Genomic DNA, 19,398 nt, shown 5'->3' on the forward strand with positions numbered 1-19,398 from the left:
GAATTATAGAAAAAGAGTGTGATGAAGTGTGAAGTTTTTAATAAAAAATAGTTAAATTAAAGACTTTAACTATTTTTTAAAATGTAACCAACACCATAAACATTTACAATAGTATTTTTAGGAAGTTTTTTTCGTAGATTACTAACCAAAGATTTGACACTATCAAGTGATATTTCAATAAAAATATCACTCCAGCAATGAGACATAATATTTTCAATAGTTATATCTTTATTTCTATTTATTATAAAAAGTTCTAGCAAAGAGAGCTCTTTTTTACTTAATTTTATTTCAATATTTTTATTAAATAGTTTTTGGTTAGTTTGATTAAAATATATATTTTCATCAAATCTTATGATTTTTTCTGAACTTCTTAATAAATCAATAGAAATTTTATTCAACATATCTTTAACTTTTTTTAAAGTTGCAGGTTTTATTAAATAGTAATTTACATCTATATTGATTGATTCTAAAAGTAAACTATCATTTGAATGTGCAGTTATTAACACTATCTTTGTCTTATAGTCATTTTCTCTCAAAATCTTTGTTAGTTCAATTCCTGTTAAATGTGGCATATAAATATCAAGTATGAGAACATCTGGTTTATGTTGTTTATAAAGTTCTAAAGCCTCATTCCCATCATCTGCAGTAAAAACCTCTTTAAAATAGCTAGAAAAGTATTCCAACATCTCTTTTTGAATAGCTTTATCATCCTCTGCATAAAGTAGAGTAAAATGCTTTAAACTATCTTTATTGCCCATTTTTATCTCCTATTTTTTGTGAAATATTTAAAATAAATTTTGCCCCAATAGAACTATTTTCAACTTTTATATCACCAAAACTATTTAACATAATAATTTTTGCAATATAAAGTCCCATTCCAGTTCCACCAGTTTTATGTTTTGTTGTGAAATAAGGATCAAAGATTTTATCTAAATTCTCACTTTTTATCCCACCTGCATTATCTTGTATTTCTATATAAATATTTATTTCATCTTCATAAATATTTATATTTATCTCTTTTTCTTTTATATCTCTTTGTTCAAATATATCTATGGAATTTGATAAAATAGAAAAAATAACTTGCATAAATTCACTCTCATAAGCACATATAACACTATCTTGTTTATTTAGATTTACTTTTATATTTTTTAATGAAGGACTTAAAACTTTTATACTTTTTTCTATTGCTTGATCAATTTTAAAATTTTGTTTATCTTTATTTGGATTTAAAAAATCTCTAAATGTGTCTATTGTATTTGACATAAAATATATAGTATTTGATATATCTTCTAATCTTTGTTGTAGATACTCCTCATCATAATTTTTAAGTTCTATATTTCTATCTGTATTTAATAATATTGCATTTATTTTCATCAAAGGTTGTCTCCATTGATGAGCAATATTATCAATCATCTCTCCCATAGAAGCAAGACGATTTTTTTGCATGATATTTTTTTCATAAATAATTCTTTTTTCAACCTCTTCCTCTATCTTTTTTATCATTTTATATGCACTATTGTTTATAACAGAAATTTCATTTTTAAAACACTCTTCTTCAAAGCTTATTTTATCATTTAAACTATAATTGAGCATTTTATCTTTTAGTTGCATTAGAGATTTTAGATTATATTTAATAAGAAATGATGAGATAAATAAAGATACTATAAAAAATATAGCTATAAATACTATAAATTTATTAAATTCATTTAAAAGTTTTGAGTAAATAGATGAAAATGTATAATAAACCTTTAACTCTCCTATTTTCTCTTTTAAAATAGTATCTTCCAAAAGCACATGGTATATTCTTGATTTTTTAATATCTTTTTTTATATTTTCGTAAATTACTTTATTATCAAGGTCTAAAATATCAATCCCAATTATTTCACTATGTGCTTGCATACTTTCACTAATTAGCTCTTTTATATTTTCTTCCAAACCTAAAGTAAGATTTATAGAGATTATTGGTGATATAGTTTTTACTATTGAATCTATTTTTTCATTCTCAAGTAAAATTAACTGATTAGAAACTATTGTATAATTTTTATAAATAAACACAGCTATAAAAAAGCTCATAACCACAGTATTTATAATAATGATTTGTGTGATAATATTTAAATTTTTCATTTTAATATCACTACATTAAAAATAGAATTTTGTAGTTCAATTCCGCTATCTTTTAAATTCTGAAGCTTTAAAAATATATTTACTTTTGAACTAATCTTTAATCCAAAAATGACTCCAAAGTCTAAATAACTATCATCATAAGTAAAACTCAATCTACCATTTTTAGATAAAAGTTCTGTTATCTGAACAATTTTATCTTTTTTACCAAGCAAAAAAAAGTAAGCTGTTGAAATATTACTACTTATAAAATCATTATATCTTATAAGATTTACTTCAAAAGTAAAATCTTTTAAAGTTATATAATTTTTTTCTAACATTTCTTTTAAAATTTGTGCAGAGTTTAAATCTATATCATCATATAAAATAGTTAAAAGTATTTTATTATTTATAAGTTTATTCTCTAAATTATTATCAGCAATTATTATTTTTGGAAATACTTTTGCTTGAAAATCTAAAAGATTTATATTGTAAACTCCATTTGCAAAAGTAAATATTGACAGATATAAAATAAGTAAAAGTTTATTAAAAATCATATCTAAAACTTACAAACCAAGTTGTACCCTCTCTTAGCATTTTCTCATCTTTTGTATTGTATCCATAGTAAAAATACTCTTTATCTAAGATATTTTTTGCTCCAAAATATAGTTTTGCATCTTTTGAAATATTATGAGTAAGAGTTAAATCAAGTAAAGCAACATCACCTATTTTATTACCATTTAAAAGATTTTTAGAACCATAATATCTAATCAATGGGCTAATAGTAAATTTAGAATTTATTGGATAAATATATCCTAAAATTGTAGTTATTTTTGAAACTATTGGTGTATCTATTTTTAAGTTTTCATAACTATTTTTATAAGCAAAACTATTAAAACTAGCATTTAAAATTACTTTTGAACGATTCTCAAAACTTTTACTATACTCTAGCTCTGCTCCATAGTTATATTCATCTTGCTTTTTATTGTAGTATTGTAAAGAATCTTTATACCTATAACCATCAATAGAATTTATATACTTTTGATAGTATAAATTTAACTTTAATTTCTCATCATTTTGTTGATAAATATACATCAATTCAACACTTTGTAGTTTTTCTGCTTCTAAAGCTTGGTCTTGAGAGTTTATTATATGCCCTACAAAATAGTCTTCTATTAAAGATGGATTTCTATTCGCTTGAGAAATAGAGAATTTATATATATTTATATCATCATTAGAGTAAACAGAACCTAATCTAAAGTTTAAAAGCTTTTTATAATCTTGATAGTCATCAATTCCAAGATTTGCTAAAAGAGTTAAATTCTCATTTACACTATAAGTATCTGCTAAAAAATATGACATATTAGTTTTTGAACTCTCATCACTTATAAATCCTTGCTTTCCTGAAAACTCTTTTAACTCCTTTTGTACTGGGAAATAGGCATCATATTTTGGAATGTATTGTCCTAAACCTGTTAGATAATCTACATTTGTATAGTATTTATTTTTTGGAATTTGGATTAAAGAACCATAAACTCCATATTCGATTTTATTATTTGTAAAGCTAGTATTTTTTACTAAAAGTGATATATAACTCTCTCTTTGAGTATAATCAACTTTAAAATGTGGGTCATAGATTCCAACATTATTTGGTTCAAATTTATACATATAAGTATTCATTTTATAATTACTTTGTACACTTCCTATCTTCATTTCCAAAATATTGTTTGTATTTAAGAAAGTATCATAAGTTATTTCATTTGAAAACATCTCATATTTTGAGTAACCATCATCACTCCAATCTAATAATCCAGTAGTACCATAATTGTTTTGTCTATTATTTTTTATATAATTTGAAGATATTTTAAAGTTTTTATTTTCTAAAGAAGCACCAATTAAAATATCTTCAATTCCTTCTAAAGATTCTTGTTTTCTATCAAAATTTGTTCCAAAATCTATAGAATTAGTCAAAATAGCACTAGGGGCATCTACTTTTTTATTGTGTTTCAAGTAACTTGTAGATAATTTTAGTTTCCAATTATCATTTAATTTTTCATTTAAAAGTAAAGAGAAATTCTTATTATCAAAGCTTCCTGTTCCAAAAGCAATATTACTTTTATTTTTTGTGATAATATCAATAACAGCTACAAAACCACCTTGATCATAAATAGTTGAAGCATTTCCTTTTGATATTTCTATTCTATCAATTAGACTAATTGGAAAATTTTCAAAATAGTTTGAAGATACACTAACTCCATTTATTCTATATTTTATTTTCTCTTGAAAACTATTTAAAGGTTGAGTATATCCTCTTACAGATACAATAGAGTTAACAGAAGTTGTTTTAAAAGCTTGAATTCCAGCAACAAAATTTAAAGCTTCAGACAAAGTATTTATTCCTAATGTTTGTAGATCATTAGCATATAAAACTGTCATTGCTGTTGGTTTATAATCAATATTTAAGTTAGATTTATCACTATATTCATTTAAATCATCTAATATATTTTCTAGTTCTTGAGAAAATAAAAGTATAGGAAGTAATAAAAATATAAATACTATTTTAAAAAACATTTTCTTCTCATTTTCATAAAATTCTAACATTATAGTTAAAAAGTGTGATGAAGTGTGATATTTTTTCTAAAATAATTAAATTTATATTTTTTACTTATATTTCAACTTTGTTAATAAATTTGGTAAACAATACTCCTATAGGTACAATCCCTAAACCAATGATAAAAGCTAATGGTACAAAAACTTCATTGTTATTTAAAGCAAAAAATCCAAAAATTAAAACAACATATCCTAAAATCCTATAAATAGATAAAAATCCACCTGTACTAAAAAGTGTATTTTTAAAGGTATTTTGTTTTACCCTACTTTTCTCTTCATCTATTATCTCTTTTATCTTTTGTGGAGTTAATTCATCTTCTGGAATTTCTTTGTATTCACTATATAAATCATAAGGGTCATCTATCTCATCTATTTTATCTCTATCTTCACTTAAAATAGTAGAATTGTCATCTATATTTGCTAATCTATTTTGAATATTTTTTCTATATGACAAAAATGATGCAATAGTTATAAACAATGATGAGAAAAATGCAACTTGTATATTTAAAAGCCACAAAGTATTTTGAAAAAATATTGCATAAAGGCTAAGGCAAAGGTTTAAAAATATAAAAACCTTTGCAAAATTTAGAATTTTACTATTTATCTTCGTCATCTAAAGATTTATCACCATATTTTGCTCTATGAGCATATCGTGGGTCATTTTCCATACCTTCATAAACTTTTTGAGCTCTTTTATAAGCTCTATATACATTAAGACCAGCTGCGGCTATTCCCCAAAAAACTCCCAACCAAAGAGTCCAAGTATAACCTGTCAAGTGTTTTAAACCTAATCCAATAGCAACTCCAATAACAACTGCAGCAACCATAGAAATACCTACTGATAAACTATCTAAAGCTTCTATTTTATCTCTATGTTTTGGTTTTTGTTCTTTTAAATCTTCCATATTTTTCCAATCTATTTTATATAACTACAACAGTAATCGCTTATTGTTTTTACTTTTATATCAAAGCTAGAATTTGCAGGAACACTAAAAGAACTTCCACTTTTGTAAGTTTTCCACTCATTTTCACCTTTCAATCGTACTTCAACATCACCTTCAATTATCTCCATAATTTCAGCTTCTGCTGTTCCAAAAAGATACTCTCCAACCATCATAATCCCTAAAGATTTTTTACTTCCGTCAGTATCTATAAATGTTCTACTAGTAACATTTCCATTAAAATATATATTAGATTTTTTTATCAATTCTACATTTTTAAAACTTTGCATTTTTTACCTTATAAATCTTTCATTACTTCTTTTGCTGCTTTTATACAATCATCTATCTCTTTATTTGTAATTTTTGTACAAATAAATCCAGCTTCATATTGGCTACAAGCAAAATAAAAACCTCTTTTTAACATTTCTTGATGAAATTTAGCAAATCTTTCAAAATTGCAATTTCCTACTTCTTTAAAATTTTTTGGCTCATTTTCACAAAAGAAAAATCCAAACATACTTCCTCTTGTGTTTACTTGCAATGAAATATTACACTCTTTTGCAACTTTTTTTAATCCATTTACAAGTCTTAAAGCTTTTTTAGATAAATCATCATATATCTTTGGATTTGCTTTTAATTTCTTTAAACTTTCAAGTCCAGCTGCCATAGCTACTGGATTTCCACTTAATGTTCCTGCTTGGTAAATTTTACCTTCAGGAGAAAGATAACTCATAATCTCTTTATTTGAAGCAAATGCACCAACAGGCATTCCAGCACCTATTACTTTTCCAAAAGTCAAAATATCAGCTTGTACTTTTAAAATTCCACTTGCTCCTTTTAAACTTGCTCTAAATCCACTCATAACTTCATCAAAAATTAGTAACGCTCCATGTTTATCACAAAGCTCTCTACAAGCAACTAAAAACTCTTCTGTTGCAGGAACTAATCCCATATTACCAGCAATTGGTTCGATTATAATACAAGCAATATCAGAACTCTCTTCAAAGCATTTTTCTAATTGTGCTATATTGTTATATTCGCACAAAAGTGTGTGTTTTGTTAAATCAGAAGGAACGCCAGGACTACTTGGACTTCCAAAAGTTGCCATTCCACTTCCTGCTTGAACTAGTAGTGAATCACTATGTCCGTGATAACAACCCTCAAATTTTATAATATCATTTTTATTTGTAACACCTCTTGCTAATCTTATAGCACTCATAGTAGCTTCTGTTCCAGAACTTACAAATCTAACTTTATCGATATTGTCATACATATCAACAATTTCATTAGCTAATTTTGTTTCTAAATTTGTAGGTGCTCCAAATGAAAGACCTTCTTTTGCAGTTTTTATAACAACCTTTTCAATATCTTTATCACAATGTCCAAAAATCAGTGGTCCCCAACTTTGTACAAAATCTAAATATTTATTTCCATCTATATCATAGATATATGCACCTTTCCCTTTTTTTATAAAAGGTGGTGTTCCTCCAACGCTTTTAAATGCACGAACAGGAGAATCAACACCTCCAGGGATTACTTTACAAGCTTTTTCATAAGCTTTAATAGATTTTTTAAACATATATATTCCTAAATAATTATTTATTTTCATTTTACTATAAGTTATATAAGCAATTGGTTATTTAAATATTTAAACAATTTTTGGTACAACAATTTGAACTAAAAACATATAAAAAACAGTTGAACCAATGATGCTTAAAAGTACATTATTAAACCTTATATGAAGAAAAATTGTTATAAAAATAGATAAAATTTCAGCTATTCCAAAAGGAACTTCTAAAAAATCTACACTTTTTATTGTGTAAAAAACTAAAATAACCATTATTGCCAATGGCATTGCTTTTTCAAAAATGAGTAAAATTTGTGATTGTTTTTCTTGTTTTCTAAAAATTATAAAAGGTAAGAAACGAGTCAACATAGTAGCAATCATTGCAACTAGAATAACTAAAATGATTTCTAAATTACTCAAATTTGTATCCTTCCTCTAAATAAAATAATAAAAATTGTACAAATAGTCAAACAAACAATCAACATATATTCATTTGGTAAAAATAGTCCAAAAATTCCTACTATACAAGATATTAAAAGAACGATTTTTGATTTCAATTTTTTATATAACTCTATTGCTAAAACAACAAAAAGTGATGTTAGCATAAACCCTATTCCTGTTGAATCAAAATTTAAAAATTGTCCAAAATAAGAACCTAAAAATACACCAAAAACCCAATATATTTGACTCAAAAGTGTTATAAAAAAATATACTTTTTGTTTTTCATCATTTTTTATATCTATTAGTTTAAAAAGTGCAAAAGTTTCATCTGTAAGCGAAAATATAGAGTATTTTTTAACTAATCCTTTTAGGTTTTTAAAATCATTTAACATCGAAATACCATAGAAAAAGTGTCTAAAATTTACTAAAAATATTGTTATAAAAACCTCAAATAAAGATGCAAAAGACAATATAAAAGCAACAACTAGGAATTCAGCACTTCCAGCATAAACTAAAGCACTCATAAGGGTAGCAAAATACCAAGGAATATCAGAGCTTACAGCAAATATACCAAATGCCATACCTAAAGGAATATATCCAAAAAAAATAGGAGATGTGATTTTTATGATTTGTACGAGTTTCAAGAATGCCTTTTCAAAAAACAAAATTATATCTTTAAAAAGTTTATATCTATTTTATACTATGCCAAATTTTCAAGAAAATTTAATATAATTCGCCTATGAGAATTATTGCTATATCTTTTATCATTTCAATATTAATTCATCTTCTCTTATTTATAGAGTACAAAAAGAATGATGATACAAAAAAAGATGTACCAAAAGAGCATGTAGAAAAAACTGAGGTTAAGATGGTAAAACTTCAAGAAAAAAAATCCTCACCAGAACAAATACCAACACCACCAACTCAAAAAGTAGAGAAAATAGAACCTATACAAAAACAAGAAATCCAAAAGAAGCAAGAAACTGTAAAACAGATACAACCTAAACCAAAAGATATAAAAAAAGCAAAAGAGTTTCAAGATAAAATTTTAAAAGAGCAAAATGTAAAAAATAAAAAAACAATACAAGAAAAAACTTTAGAAGACTTTTTAAGCCAAAAAGAACCTATAAATAAAGAAGTTTTAAATGAACTTCAAAAGCTTTATGGAAAAGAGTATGATAATTTTACTAAAGTTCAAAAAGCATATTTAGAGAAAAATATAAATAACTTTCAAGTTATTACACAAAGAGTTTTAAATCGTATAGGTTATCCAAAATTATCAGCATATTTAAGAATTGGTGGAATAAATGTTGTAGAATTTATGTTTCATCCAAATGGAGATATTAGTGATTTAAAAATAATTGGACCTTCTGGATACTCTGATTTAGATAAACACTCTATTGAATTAATAGAAATTGCGTATAAAGAATATCCAAAGCCTAGTGAACCAACAAAAATAAGATTTAAAGTTCACTACATAGCACATTAAAATATTTACATTTTTCGTTCATAATTATAAATATCCATATACCTAAATGCTATTAAATTTTCCAATATTGCAAAAGTTACTATAAAATTCAAAAATGAGCTTCCTCCATAGGAGAATAGTGGTAAAGGTATCCCAACAACAGGTGCAAAACCTATAACCATCAAAATATTTACACTCATATTTAAAAATATAAGTAAGGCTAGTCCAGAAGCAAAAGCTTTGACTACGAAATCATTTTTAAAAAAATAGTTTATTGTAAAGAGATGAAATATTATTAATAAATATAAAAATATAAGTCCCAAAGCACCTAAAAAGCCATGTCTTTCAACCAAATATGCAAAAATAAAATCACTTGTTGCTATTGGCAAAAATTTTAACTGAGTTTGTGTGGCTTCGTTACTATCTTTTCCAGTAAGTCCACCTGAACCAATTGCTATAATACTTTGCTGTACATGGTAACTAGGTTTTTCAGCAACTATAAAATCGTGAACTCTCTTTTTTTGATAATCTTTCATTATATAATTATAGGATAATGGTATAATTACAGATAAAATAGCAACTATACCTAGCCATATTTTCCAATTTACTCCTATTATGAAAAGTATTCCATAACCAACAAGTAGCATTACTAAAGCAGTTCCCAAATCTGGTTCTTTTGCTATAAGAAAAAATGGAATCATAATATATATAGAAAAATATCCGAAATCTTTTAAACCATATCCTCCTATTGGTGGTGGACGATGGTGTATTAAATATCCAAGCATTAAAATGTATATTGGTTTTATAATTTCTGATGGTTGAATAGTTGTATCAACTATTGGTATATGTATCCATCTTTTAGCTCCAAGTTTTGTAACTCCTATAAACTCAACAGCTAATAAAAGTATAATTCCTATCCAGTACAAAATAGGCACTAATCTTAGGTTTCTTCTTATAGGTAACATAAAAACTAAAAAAAATATAAACAAAGATACACTATAATAAAAAATCTGTTTATTAGCTAATGCTTCATTTACATCTTCAATTAATACATAAGATAGTATTATCAAAGGTGAAATAAATAGTAATATTAAATAATCAAAATGTGAAATAATTCTTTTATCAAGTAATCGCATAACAAAAGAGTAGCATAAAATGTATAAAAATTTTATTGTAGAAGAAGAGACAAGATTAGATAAATTTTTAAGCTCTAAAATAGAAGCTTCAAGAAATCAAATTGAACAATTAATCAAAAAAGATTTTGTAAAAGTTGATGGGAAAACCACTATTAAAAATGGATTGAAATTAAAATTAAATCAAAATGTTGAAGTTTTTTTCCCAGAAAATGAATTATCAAATATAAAAGATATAGATTTTATAAAAAATTCATTGAAAGATAAAGAAATATCAATTATATACGAAGATGATTCAATTTTAATAGTAAATAAACCCATAAATTTAACAATACATGATGCCCCAAGTGTAAAAGATGCAACTTTAGTTGATTGGCTAAAACTTAAAAATATCTCACTTTCTACAATAAGTGGAGAAGAAAGACATGGTATTGTACATAGACTTGATAAAGGAACAAGTGGAATAATTATCATTGCAAAAACAAATCAAGCTCACTTAGAACTATCAAAACAACTTGAAACTAGAGAGGCAGGAAGATACTATTTAGCATTGATTGATTTACCTTTAAAAGATAATATTGTTGTGGAAGAACCAATAGCTAGAAATCCTAATAATCGCTTAAGAATGGCTATTGTAAAAGATGGAAGATATTCAAAAACTGCATTTTGCAAACTAGAAACAAGTAAAAATGAAAAGTTTGAGTTAATTGCTTGTAAACTATCAACTGGAAGAACTCATCAAATAAGAGTTCACTTAAATTCCTTAAATAGGCATATCATTGGAGATAATTTATATGGATTTAAGAGCGAATTAAGTAAAATAGATGGATTTTTTTTACACGCTTATTGTTTAGTATTTACTCATCCTGTCACAAAAGAAAAGATGAGTTTCACAGCTAATATTCCTAAACATATGGTAGATTTTTTAGATAATAATTTTAATATGGAGAGAATTTATGAAAGAATTGAAACATCTAGTATCTTTAATTGCTTTAATTTTTCTAATTAGTGGTTGTGCAAATATTTTTAATACAACAACTACACCAAAAGTTAATAATTCATTTCAAACTGTAAACTACAGTTCAATCAAATCAATTCCAGATATGGCTTCTATTGGTTTTGAATGGCAAAGAATCGATGACCATAGAGTTGTTGGATATAATTTTTATAGAACAGAACTAAGTAAAGGTGAAAAAACTTTAAAACTTATAAAAGCTACTGATAGTAGATATGTAACGCACTATGTTGATAAAGGTTTAGAACCAAAAACTAAATATGCTTATCAAATTTCAGCAAGATTGAGTGATGGAAGTGAATCACCAACAACAAATGCTTATATAGTAGAAACTCTACCTAGGATAAAACCCGTTGAATTTGCACAAGCTATATCAAATCTACCAAGAAAAATAAAACTTATTTGGCATCCACATTCAGATCCTAGAGTTAGTTATTATAGAGTTGAAAAATATAACACTTTGATAAATGAATGGATTTTTCAATCAAAAATAACACAAAGATTATCAGCTGAATATATAGAAACTGGATTAAAAGACAATACAACTTATAAATACAGAGTTAAAGCTTTCTCTTTTGAAGATGTAGAATCAGCACCAAGCCCAATTTTGGAAGCAAAAACAAAGCCTGTGCCTTTACCTCCAAGAAATATAATAGCATCAAACAATATACCACAAAGTGTATTTTTAACTTGGGAAAAATCTCCTACTGCTGATGTTGTAGAATATAATATTTACAGAAGTAGTTATAAACTTTTAGGTTATAGTAAAATTGCAACAGTAAATGCAAACTCAACGGAATATACAGATAAAATCAGTAGTTCAGGAAAAGAGTATTTTTATAAGGTAACTGCTGTGGATAAAGATGGTCTTGAAAGTAGCGAAGATGTAGATGCGATAAGAGGTATTACTCTAGCTCCACCACTAAAACCAACTATAACTTTGGCTCAAATTCAAGGTAATAAAGCTATTTTAAACTGGCAAAGTGGAGACAACAGAGCAGTTTCTTATAATGTAAATAAAAAAGTAAAAAAATATCTAATCTTTTCTGATACAACAAAATTTGAAAATATTAGTGGACTTAGATTTGAAGATAATGATATTGTTGATGGAGTTGAATATCGTTACTCAGTTCAAGCTGTAGATGAATTTGGTATAGTATCAGCAAATAGTGATGAAGCTAAATTAACGCTTTCTAATTCAAGATTATAATTATGCCTCATATAGTTTTTGAAAAAAATAGCTTAATCAAAACTCCTATAAAAGATAAAAATATAGAGTTTTTGTTTACAGCTGTTTCATATCATACAGAAGAACAAAATAGAAAAACAGAATATAAAATTGCTGTAAAAAATGAAGATAAAGAATTTTTACTTACAATAAAAAACAAAGATGAAGACTTTTTAATAAAATCAGATAAAACTACAAGAATATCACCTGTTACTTTTATAAAAGATGCTTTAAATAGTTATGTAAAATTAAATAATTCAAAAACTATATTTTCAAATACAAATAATCTAAAGCAAAAAAAAGAACAAGAGCATAAATATTTAAAAGATATAAACTACTTTGTAGATGAATTTAAAACTTCAAAAGAGATTCAAATTGAAATAGGATTTGGAAGTGGAAGACATCTTTTGTATCAAGCAAAAAACAATCCCAATATACAATTTATAGGACTTGAGATTCACTATCCATCAATAGAACAACTTTTAAGACAATTGGAACTACAAAATATTACAAATGTTTTAGTTGTAAACTATGATGCAAGACTTTTTATGGAGTTTATAGAATCAAATCAAGTAGGAAAAATATTTGTTCATTTTCCTGTGCCTTGGGATAAAAAACCACATAGAAGAATATACTCAAATGAGTTTATTAGTGAAGCATTAAGAGTTTTAAAAGTTGGAGGAACACTCGAACTTAGAACAGATAGTAGAAAATATTTTGATTTTTCACTAGAACTTCTTACAAATCTTAACAAAGCAAATATATCTATAGATATAAATAAAGATTTAGAAGTAACAAGTAAATATGAAGATAGATGGAAAAAGCAAGGTAAAAATATTTATGATGTAGTTTTAACTTCAAAAAATGAAGATAATATGACAGATTTAAATTATGATTTTAGCTTTGATTTTACAATATCTTTTGAAAGATTTTTAAACCATATTCCATATAAGGCTATTATTTTAAAAAACTTTTTTGTTCATATAGAAGAGTTTTATACAATAATAGATGAAGAAAATTCAGGTTTGATAAAAGTTACAATGGGGAATTTTGATAGACCAGTTACTAAATATCTTTTAGTAAAAAATGGTGTAATTTCATACTATCAAGGAAATCCTCTTCCTACAAGTTCAAATATTCAAGCTCATAAAAAATTAAAAGAGATTGTGTCTATATGATCGTAGCAAGAGATTTATATCTAACTTATGATAATAATAAGTATATTATTAAAAGAGGTAATTTCAGTATAAAACCAAAAGAGTTCGTATTCATTGGTGGAACTTCTGGGAGTGGTAAATCAACATTATTGAAATCTTTTTATGGAGATATTCCAATAAAACACGGTAGTTTAAAAATATCTGGTCAAGAAGTTTTTGGAATAAAAGGTAAACATCTAAGGCTTCTAAGAAAAGATATTGGAGTAATTTTTCAAGATTATAAACTAATTAATGAGTTTACAATAGAAGAAAATATTATGATTCCTCTTAGAATAAATAATTACTCAGAAGAAGTTTCAAAACTTCAAGCTGATAATTTATTAAAGCATGTAAAATTATCACATAGAAAAGGCTACTATCCAAATCAGCTAAGTGGTGGAGAGCAACAACGAGTTGCAGTAGCTCGTGCTTTAGCACACAATCCTAAAATAATAATTGCAGATGAACCTACTGGAAATTTAGATGATTTTAGTGCTGATGTTGTATGGAACTTATTAAAAGGAGCAAATGAACAACTTGGAATTACAGTTGTTGTTGTAACACATAGAGTTCCTAAAAATTTAGGTATAAATTTTAGACAATTATCAATAGAAGATGGGATAATATATGAAGTCTCTTAAAGCTATTTTTGCATTTTTAATCCCCCTACTATCAATGTTAATAACTTTTTGTATATTTTTAATAATAGACAATATTGTTGACAATTACAAAACTAAAATTTCAAGAGATTACTCTATTGTTATAGTTGCTACAAATCCTATAAATAAAGAATCTCTAAATGAATTAGCTGGAATAAAAGTAGAGAATATTCAAGTTTTACCAAATGATAAAATTATTGAAAATATAAAAGCAAATTTATCTTCTAATTCTATTGAATTATTAAGACAAAAATTACCATATTTTTATCAAATTTATTTAGAAATTTTTCCTACAAGTAGCGATTTGGAAGTTATCAAAAAAACATTACTTTCAAATAAAGATATAAAGAATGTAGAAGTTTTCTATAAAAACCATAATCAAGTATATTTACTACTACTAATTTTAAATAGTGTATCTTTTATACTATTTTTTATAATTACAATTTTTGCAATAATAATAATTGCAAAACAAATAAAACTTTGGTTTCATGAGCATCATATCAAGATATCAATATTAAGACTTCATGGAGCATCAATACTTTACAGTGCATCTTCTGTTTTAAAATATGCACTAATTAGTTCTCTTTTAGCATTTTTAATTGCAACTGGATTTTTAACTTATATTTCTCAAAATATAGACCTACTATTTCCTTTAGAACTTCAAGATATTGTTGATATCAAAATAGATATTATCAAAGAGATAATAAAAATATTTATCTTATCTTTTTGTATATCTATTTTTACAATTCTTGGAGTTCTTCTAAAATATAAGATAAACAATGATTAAAATAGTTTTTTTAATATTTGCATCATCTTTTTTACTTTTTTCATCAACTATTGATAAGAAAATTCAACAAAACCAAAAGATTTTAGACTCTAGTAAAAAAAGTAAAGATGATACAACTTTAAAAGTAAAAGAGTTAGCTGATAAAATAGAAAATCAAAATAATAATATTTCAAAATTAGAAGAAGATATTATAAAAATAAATGAAGATATAGAGCAACATCAAAAACTTCTTGAGAATTCTCAACTTAAATTAAATGAATTGCAATCAAAATCAGAAGATTTATTAAAAGAAAAAAACAGTAGTGAAGAAGAGATAATAAACACAATTGTTGAAGAATTCTCTATATCTATGGCATTAAAATTGGCTTCAATAAACTCTTTTCAAGAACTTATTGACAATGAAATTTTTAATCTTTTATCTCAAAACTCTCAAAAAAAAGTTTTACAATTAAATGAAAACTACAATAAAATATCTGAAAACACAAAAGCAAATCAGCAAGAAATAAATAAGCTAAACACTTATATAAAAGATAGATTAAAAACAAAAGAACAATTTACAGCTTTAAAAACAAAACATGCTAGTTCTTTAGTAAATCTTGAAAAAGAACATAAACTATATCAAGAAGAATTAAAAAAAGTAGCTCTTCAACAAGAATCTTTAAATAAAATTTTATCTGATTTAAAAATTGTAAAGCAGCAAGAGATAAAAAAAGCACAACAAGAAGAAAAAGATAAAGTTAGTCAATCTAGCGAAATACAAACAACAAATGTAAGAAATCAAAAATTTGCAAAAGATTTAGATTTAGATGTTAGAAAAATAGGTTCTTCAACAGATGGAGTTAAAATAGCAAAATATACTGGAGCAAAAACAATAGCTCCTTTAAAATCTTTTAAAGTTGTAAAAAACTTTGGAACATATTATGATCCAGTTTACAAAATAAAGTTGTTTAATGAATCTATTGTCTTACAGTCAAATGATAAAGATTCAAAAGTTGTTTCAGTTTTAAATGGGAAAGTTGTATATGCTAAAAAAAATGCTGGAATGCTTGATAATGTTGTAATAATCCAACACGAAGCTGGAATACATACTATTTACTCACATTTAGATGATATAGCTCCAAATATAGTTGTAGGGAAATGGGTTCAAAAAGGTTCAGTTGTAGGAAGAGTAAACTCTAATCTTACATTTCAAGTTACAAAAGATTCAGCTCATATAGATCCAAAAGATCTATTTAAAATTTAGGCTTATTTATGGTAAGAAATAGTTTAGATAATCCAGTTTTTATATTTTTTTTACTAGTTTTTGCTGTTAGCATAAATTTTTTAGCTTCAATTCATTTTTTAGTTATAATCTTTGCTGGTATTATCTCAACTGCATTTTATAGAACTTTAAAACAAAGATATTATTACTCTTTTGTACTTGTAATTATTGCATTTTTATTTATTGAATTAAATATGGGATTAAAACCATTTTCTTTATCTTTATTATCATTTTTTGTATATTTATTTATTATTCCAAGATATGAACAAAGCCATGTAAATGGATATTTGTACATAATCTTTTTCTATATTGGTTTAGCAATTATGTGGTATATATTTTTCAATTTTGATACTATTTTTAGTTATATTCTTATAGTAAATCTAATCATAGATCTTATTATATTTGGGATATTTTTATGAATTGGAGATTAAATCTTATATATATTTTTGTAACTCTTATTTGTATTATGATTCTTTCAAGAGTATATTTTTTAAGTATTAAATCTAATACATATTATGAAGAATTATCGCAAAACAACTATATAAAGAAAACTTATAAAGCACCTACAAGAGGAGTTATTGAAGATAGAAATGGAGAACCATTGGCTCTGAATCAAATGGGATTTTCTATACTAATAAAACCTCATTTAAGAGCAAAAAAACATCAAGAAAAATTAGAAAATATAATCAATATAATAGTAGAGCAATTTCCACAATATGAAAAAGATAAACTAATTAAAGATTATATGAGAAATGACTCACCTTATAATCATGAATTTATAAAAATCATTGATTATGTACCATATGAAGATATCTTTTCAAAATACACATTTTTAGCAACACAAGAAGATATAAAAATAGAATCTTCATCTAAACGATACTATCCACATAAAGAACTAGCCGCTCACATTATTGGATATGTTGGAAAAGCTTCAAAACTTGATATCGTAAATAACGAAATAGCAAAATATAGTGGAATTGTAGGTAAAAGTGGTATAGAAAGATTTTACAATGAAAAACTTCAAGGAAAACTCGGATATAAAGATACAAAAGTTAATGCTTTAAATAAAGAAATAGAAGTAATAGATGAAAAAGAACCATCAAATGATAATAATGTAAGAATTACAATTGATGTAAATTTACAAAAATATCTTCAAGAATTATTCATTGATAAAAGTGGTTCAATTGTTGTAATGGATGCACAAAACGGTGAAATACTTGCAGCTGGTTCATTTCCTGAATATGATAGTAATATATTTGCAAGAGGAATTTCACAAGCTGAATGGAATGAAATGAGAAATGATTTTAATCACCCTTTTACAAACAAAATAATAAATGGTCTTTATCCTCCTGGTTCTGTTATAAAAATGGGAGTTGCACTATCATTTTTAGAAAATGGAATAAGTGATAAATTTACTGTTGATTGCTCTGGTTCATTACCTATTGGAAATAGAAATTTTAGATGTTGGAAAACAACAGGACATGGACATATCAATTTTAGAAGTGCCATAGCACAAAGTTGTGATGACTTTTTTTATAAAGGTAGTTTAAAAATTGGTATAAATAAAATATCTGCTACTTTAGATAAATTAGGAATTGGTCAAAAAACAGGAATTGATTTAGACAATGAATTTATAGGAATAAATCCAAATAAAGAGTGGAAAGAAAAAAGACTAAAAAAACCTTGGTACATAGGAGAAACTGTAATTACTTCTATTGGTCAAGGAAATATGCTTACAACACCTTTACAAATTGCTAGATATACAGCATTTTTTGCTTCTGGGAAATTACCTAAGCCACACTTAACAAGTGAATCTTATGAAGAACCTATAGAATTAGATTTTAAAAAAGAGTATGTAAAATTGATGCAAGAAGGTATGTTTGATGTTTCAAATGCTCCGTCAGGAACAGCAAAAAGATATACAACTTCAAAAGTAACAATTGCTTCAAAAACAGGTACAGCACAAGTTGTATCTATTCCACAATCTGAAAAAGTAAGGATGAAGGAAAGTGAACTTGAGTATTATCAAAGATCTCATGCTTGGATTACAGCTTATGGACCATATAAAAATCCAAAATATGTTGTAACAGTAGTACAAGAACACGGTGGAGGTGGTGGTAGTGCCACAGGTGGAGTTGCTAGTAGAATTTTTGATAAACTATATGAGTTAGGTTATATTACAGAACTTGAATAGTTTTACTTTAAGAATTTTTAGTTAGAATTACAACTCATTTTATATAGGATATTTATTTGAGAATATTTTTATTCATACTTTTTTTAACTAGTTTCTCTTTTGCACAAGATCCACTACCAATGGTAAATCTTTCAATAGCTGCCATAGAAGAACCTGTTCAATTTGTAAAAACTATAAATATAGCTATTATACTAGCTTTAATGGTTCTTGCACCATCATTACTACTTATGGTTACTTCATTTACAAGAATTGTTATTGTTCTAGCTCTTTTAAGACAGGCTCTAGGTTTACAACAATCTCCGCCAACACAAATTATTATATCGCTATCACTAATATTAACTATTTTTATAATGGAACCTTATGGTAAAAAAGCTTGGGATGAATCAATAGTTCCATATATGGATGAAAAAATATCATATCAAGAAGCCTTTACTAAAGGTGTTGCACCTTTTAAAGATTTTATGATAAAAAATACAAGAGAATCTGATTTAGCTTTATTTTATAGAATAAAAAAAGAGTCAAATCCAAAAAATATTGATGATGTAGCTTTAACTTTATTAGTTCCAGCTTTTATTGTGAGTGAATTAAGAACTGCTTTTGAAATAGGGTTTTTAATCTTCTTACCATTTTTAATTATTGATATAATAGTAGCTTCCATCTTAATGAGTTTAGGTATGATGATGTTACCCCCTGTTATGATATCCTTACCTATAAAAATAATATTCTTTATTGTTGTTGATGGTTGGCTATTAATTATTGGAAATCTCGCACAATCCTTTAAATGACAATTTTTTAATC

At 25.5% G+C, this 19,398-nt stretch carries 21 protein-coding genes; 10 read left to right on the plus strand and 11 right to left on the minus strand.

Annotated elements, in window-relative coordinates; translation table 11 throughout:
* Positions 1–65: 65 nt before the first annotated feature.
* The 10 genes from CRU91_RS04640 to CRU91_RS04685 all read right to left on the minus strand — a co-directional run bounded on the left by CRU91_RS04640 (position 66) and on the right by CRU91_RS04685 (position 8,324).
* Positions 66–758 carry a response regulator transcription factor gene (locus CRU91_RS04640; RefSeq protein WP_113893884.1) on the minus strand — a complete coding sequence of 231 codons (693 nt, stop codon included), beginning with the start codon at positions 756–758 and terminating at the stop codon, positions 66–68.
* A complete protein-coding gene (locus CRU91_RS04645; RefSeq protein ID WP_113893885.1) occupies positions 748–2,124 on the minus strand; it encodes a sensor histidine kinase in 1,377 nt (458 codons plus the stop codon). Before CRU91_RS04645 ends, CRU91_RS04640 begins: the two co-directional genes overlap by 11 nt.
* Positions 2,121–2,657, minus strand: a complete 537-nt coding sequence (locus CRU91_RS04650; RefSeq protein ID WP_113893886.1) for a hypothetical protein — start codon at positions 2,655–2,657, stop codon at positions 2,121–2,123. The genes CRU91_RS04645 and CRU91_RS04650 overlap by 4 nt, the downstream gene beginning before the upstream one ends.
* Entirely contained in the window at positions 2,647–4,671 is a 2,025-nt protein-coding gene (locus CRU91_RS04655) for a TonB-dependent receptor (RefSeq protein ID WP_222718395.1), read from the minus strand. The genes CRU91_RS04650 and CRU91_RS04655 overlap by 11 nt, the downstream gene beginning before the upstream one ends.
* 94 nt (positions 4,672–4,765) lie before the next feature.
* Positions 4,766–5,323 (minus strand): hypothetical protein, encoded by a 558-nt coding sequence (locus CRU91_RS04660; RefSeq protein WP_113893888.1) that lies wholly within the window; start codon positions 5,321–5,323, stop codon positions 4,766–4,768.
* Positions 5,307–5,615 (minus strand): AtpZ/AtpI family protein, encoded by a 309-nt coding sequence (locus tag CRU91_RS04665; protein ID WP_113893889.1) that lies wholly within the window; start codon positions 5,613–5,615, stop codon positions 5,307–5,309. The genes CRU91_RS04660 and CRU91_RS04665 overlap by 17 nt, the downstream gene beginning before the upstream one ends.
* An 11-nt stretch (positions 5,616–5,626) precedes the next feature.
* Entirely contained in the window at positions 5,627–5,941 is a 315-nt protein-coding gene (gene ppnP, locus CRU91_RS04670) for a pyrimidine/purine nucleoside phosphorylase (RefSeq protein WP_113893890.1), read from the minus strand.
* A gap of 8 nt (positions 5,942–5,949) precedes the next feature.
* Positions 5,950–7,230, minus strand: a complete 1,281-nt coding sequence (gene hemL / locus CRU91_RS04675; protein WP_113893891.1) for a glutamate-1-semialdehyde 2,1-aminomutase — start codon at positions 7,228–7,230, stop codon at positions 5,950–5,952.
* 69 nt (positions 7,231–7,299) lie between these two features.
* Positions 7,300–7,638, minus strand: coding sequence for a branched-chain amino acid transporter permease (locus tag CRU91_RS04680; protein WP_113893892.1), 339 nt, complete (start codon positions 7,636–7,638; stop codon positions 7,300–7,302).
* The gene (locus CRU91_RS04685) at positions 7,635–8,324 is read right to left on the minus strand and encodes an AzlC family ABC transporter permease (protein ID WP_113893893.1); all 690 of its coding nucleotides are present in this window, start codon (positions 8,322–8,324) and stop codon (positions 7,635–7,637) included. Before CRU91_RS04685 ends, CRU91_RS04680 begins: the two co-directional genes overlap by 4 nt.
* Positions 8,325–8,398: 74 nt before the next feature.
* Here CRU91_RS04685 and CRU91_RS04690 point away from each other — a divergent pair, with 74 nt between their 5' ends.
* Complete coding sequence (locus tag CRU91_RS04690) at positions 8,399–9,148, plus strand: TonB family protein (protein ID WP_113893894.1); 750 nt, start codon at positions 8,399–8,401, stop codon at positions 9,146–9,148.
* Between the two features lie 5 nt (positions 9,149–9,153).
* Here the strand turns inward: CRU91_RS04690 and CRU91_RS04695 are convergent, their stop codons facing one another.
* Positions 9,154–10,263 carry an FtsW/RodA/SpoVE family cell cycle protein gene (locus CRU91_RS04695; RefSeq protein ID WP_113893895.1) on the minus strand — a complete coding sequence of 370 codons (1,110 nt, stop codon included), beginning with the start codon at positions 10,261–10,263 and terminating at the stop codon, positions 9,154–9,156.
* A 19-nt stretch (positions 10,264–10,282) separates the two neighbouring features.
* Between CRU91_RS04695 and CRU91_RS04700 the strand changes: the two genes are divergently transcribed.
* The 9 genes from CRU91_RS04700 (at position 10,283) to fliP (ending at position 19,385) form a co-directional block, all read left to right on the plus strand.
* Positions 10,283–11,269: an RluA family pseudouridine synthase gene (locus tag CRU91_RS04700; protein ID WP_113893896.1), complete on the plus strand. Its 987-nt coding sequence runs from the start codon at positions 10,283–10,285 to the stop codon at positions 11,267–11,269.
* A complete protein-coding gene (locus tag CRU91_RS04705; RefSeq protein WP_113893897.1) occupies positions 11,217–12,485 on the plus strand; it encodes a fibronectin type III domain-containing protein in 1,269 nt (422 codons plus the stop codon). Before CRU91_RS04700 ends, CRU91_RS04705 begins: the two co-directional genes overlap by 53 nt.
* 2 nt (positions 12,486–12,487) lie before the next feature.
* A complete protein-coding gene (trmB, locus tag CRU91_RS04710; RefSeq protein WP_113893898.1) occupies positions 12,488–13,681 on the plus strand; it encodes a tRNA (guanosine(46)-N7)-methyltransferase TrmB in 1,194 nt (397 codons plus the stop codon).
* Positions 13,678–14,340, plus strand: a complete 663-nt coding sequence (locus CRU91_RS04715; RefSeq protein ID WP_113893899.1) for a cell division ATP-binding protein FtsE — start codon at positions 13,678–13,680, stop codon at positions 14,338–14,340. The genes trmB and CRU91_RS04715 overlap by 4 nt, the downstream gene beginning before the upstream one ends.
* A complete protein-coding gene (locus CRU91_RS04720) occupies positions 14,327–15,145 on the plus strand; it encodes an FtsX-like permease family protein (protein WP_113893900.1) in 819 nt (272 codons plus the stop codon). Before CRU91_RS04715 ends, CRU91_RS04720 begins: the two co-directional genes overlap by 14 nt.
* Positions 15,138–16,388, plus strand: coding sequence for a murein hydrolase activator EnvC family protein (locus CRU91_RS04725; RefSeq protein WP_113893901.1), 1,251 nt, complete (start codon positions 15,138–15,140; stop codon positions 16,386–16,388). The genes CRU91_RS04720 and CRU91_RS04725 overlap by 8 nt, the downstream gene beginning before the upstream one ends.
* Before the next feature lie 8 nt (positions 16,389–16,396).
* The gene (locus tag CRU91_RS04730) at positions 16,397–16,825 is read left to right on the plus strand and encodes a hypothetical protein (RefSeq protein ID WP_113893902.1); all 429 of its coding nucleotides are present in this window, start codon (positions 16,397–16,399) and stop codon (positions 16,823–16,825) included.
* Positions 16,822–18,600, plus strand: a complete 1,779-nt coding sequence (gene mrdA / locus CRU91_RS04735; protein ID WP_113893903.1) for a penicillin-binding protein 2 — start codon at positions 16,822–16,824, stop codon at positions 18,598–18,600. The genes CRU91_RS04730 and mrdA overlap by 4 nt, the downstream gene beginning before the upstream one ends.
* 119 nt (positions 18,601–18,719) lie before the next feature.
* A complete protein-coding gene (gene fliP / locus CRU91_RS04740) occupies positions 18,720–19,385 on the plus strand; it encodes a flagellar type III secretion system pore protein FliP (protein WP_113893973.1) in 666 nt (221 codons plus the stop codon).
* The last annotated feature ends 13 nt before the right edge of the window (positions 19,386–19,398 follow it).

The sequence above is a fragment of the Aliarcobacter vitoriensis genome, from assembly GCF_003316695.1.
Lineage (GTDB): Bacteria > Campylobacterota > Campylobacteria > Campylobacterales > Arcobacteraceae > Aliarcobacter > Aliarcobacter vitoriensis.

Excerpts from the sequence above, each read along its gene's own strand:
- CRU91_RS04700 (WP_113893896.1), top strand. The coding sequence starts at position 10,283 with ATGTATAAAAATTTTATTGTAGAAGAAGAGACAAGATTAGATAAATTT.
- trmB (WP_113893898.1), top strand. The coding sequence starts at position 12,488 with ATGCCTCATATAGTTTTTGAAAAAAATAGCTTAATCAAAACTCCTATA.
- CRU91_RS04695 (WP_113893895.1), bottom strand. The coding sequence starts at position 10,263 with ATGCGATTACTTGATAAAAGAATTATTTCACATTTTGATTATTTAATA.
- hemL (WP_113893891.1), bottom strand. The coding sequence starts at position 7,230 with ATGTTTAAAAAATCTATTAAAGCTTATGAAAAAGCTTGTAAAGTAATC.
- CRU91_RS04660 (WP_113893888.1), bottom strand. The coding sequence starts at position 5,323 with ATGACGAAGATAAATAGTAAAATTCTAAATTTTGCAAAGGTTTTTATA.
- mrdA (WP_113893903.1), top strand. The coding sequence starts at position 16,822 with ATGAATTGGAGATTAAATCTTATATATATTTTTGTAACTCTTATTTGT.
- ppnP (WP_113893890.1), bottom strand. The coding sequence starts at position 5,941 with ATGCAAAGTTTTAAAAATGTAGAATTGATAAAAAAATCTAATATATAT.
- CRU91_RS04720 (WP_113893900.1), top strand. The coding sequence starts at position 14,327 with ATGAAGTCTCTTAAAGCTATTTTTGCATTTTTAATCCCCCTACTATCA.
- fliP (WP_113893973.1), top strand. The coding sequence starts at position 18,720 with ATGGTAAATCTTTCAATAGCTGCCATAGAAGAACCTGTTCAATTTGTA.
- CRU91_RS04730 (WP_113893902.1), top strand. The coding sequence starts at position 16,397 with ATGGTAAGAAATAGTTTAGATAATCCAGTTTTTATATTTTTTTTACTA.
- CRU91_RS04665 (WP_113893889.1), bottom strand. The coding sequence starts at position 5,615 with ATGGAAGATTTAAAAGAACAAAAACCAAAACATAGAGATAAAATAGAA.
- CRU91_RS04715 (WP_113893899.1), top strand. The coding sequence starts at position 13,678 with ATGATCGTAGCAAGAGATTTATATCTAACTTATGATAATAATAAGTAT.
- CRU91_RS04655 (WP_222718395.1), bottom strand. The coding sequence starts at position 4,671 with ATGTTTTTTAAAATAGTATTTATATTTTTATTACTTCCTATACTTTTA.
- CRU91_RS04650 (WP_113893886.1), bottom strand. The coding sequence starts at position 2,657 with ATGATTTTTAATAAACTTTTACTTATTTTATATCTGTCAATATTTACT.
- CRU91_RS04690 (WP_113893894.1), top strand. The coding sequence starts at position 8,399 with ATGAGAATTATTGCTATATCTTTTATCATTTCAATATTAATTCATCTT.
- CRU91_RS04705 (WP_113893897.1), top strand. The coding sequence starts at position 11,217 with ATGAAAGAATTGAAACATCTAGTATCTTTAATTGCTTTAATTTTTCTA.
- CRU91_RS04725 (WP_113893901.1), top strand. The coding sequence starts at position 15,138 with ATGATTAAAATAGTTTTTTTAATATTTGCATCATCTTTTTTACTTTTT.
- CRU91_RS04645 (WP_113893885.1), bottom strand. The coding sequence starts at position 2,124 with ATGAAAAATTTAAATATTATCACACAAATCATTATTATAAATACTGTG.
- CRU91_RS04640 (WP_113893884.1), bottom strand. The coding sequence starts at position 758 with ATGGGCAATAAAGATAGTTTAAAGCATTTTACTCTACTTTATGCAGAG.